General features: G+C 64.4%; 1 protein-coding gene. It reads left to right on the plus strand.

The annotated features are described in order from the left end of the window. Positions 1–203 precede the first annotated feature (203 nt). A partial coding sequence (locus EOC06_RS34065) for an iron chelate uptake ABC transporter family permease subunit (protein ID WP_206631318.1) occupies positions 204–564 on the plus strand: 361 nt, incomplete at its 3' end.

Raw genomic sequence — 564 nt, forward strand, 5'->3', positions numbered from 1 at the left:
CACCCGGACCCGCCAATATCGAAGCGATCGACAAAATCGCCAAGGCCATGCATCCGGAAGCGTTTTGATGCCTGTCGCCCAAAAGTGCGCAGCGGTTTTGGGGCAACGACATGCATGAGCAAAAGATCCTGGAAGTGCGTCGCACGCGTCCTGACAGACACGACGCATTTCCAGGTTTGCGCCATCCGGCATTCGCACTGGCCATGCTGGTGGGAGCGGCGGCGATCGCTGCTCTCGCATTGCTGTCGATCGCCTATGGCTCGACGCTGATCCCGCTGACCGACGTTGTTGCAGCACTTGGCCGCGCAATCGGCTTCAGTGGGCACGACGTGTCCGGGCCGGTCGGCAAGATCGTCGTCGATCTGCGGCTGCCGCGCACGGTCCTGGCCATCTGCGTCGGGGCCGGTCTCGGCGTCGTCGGTGCGCTGCTGCAGACGGTGACCCGCAACGACCTTGCCGACCCGTTCCTGTTCGGCCTGTCGTCGGGCGCCGCCGCGGGTGCGGTTTCCGTCATCACCGTCTTCGGAGACAGTTTCGGCATCTGGACATTGCCGGTCGCGGCCT

The organism is Mesorhizobium sp. M7A.F.Ca.MR.362.00.0.0 (assembly GCF_004023175.1).
In the GTDB taxonomy this organism is placed as follows: domain Bacteria; phylum Pseudomonadota; class Alphaproteobacteria; order Rhizobiales; family Rhizobiaceae; genus Mesorhizobium.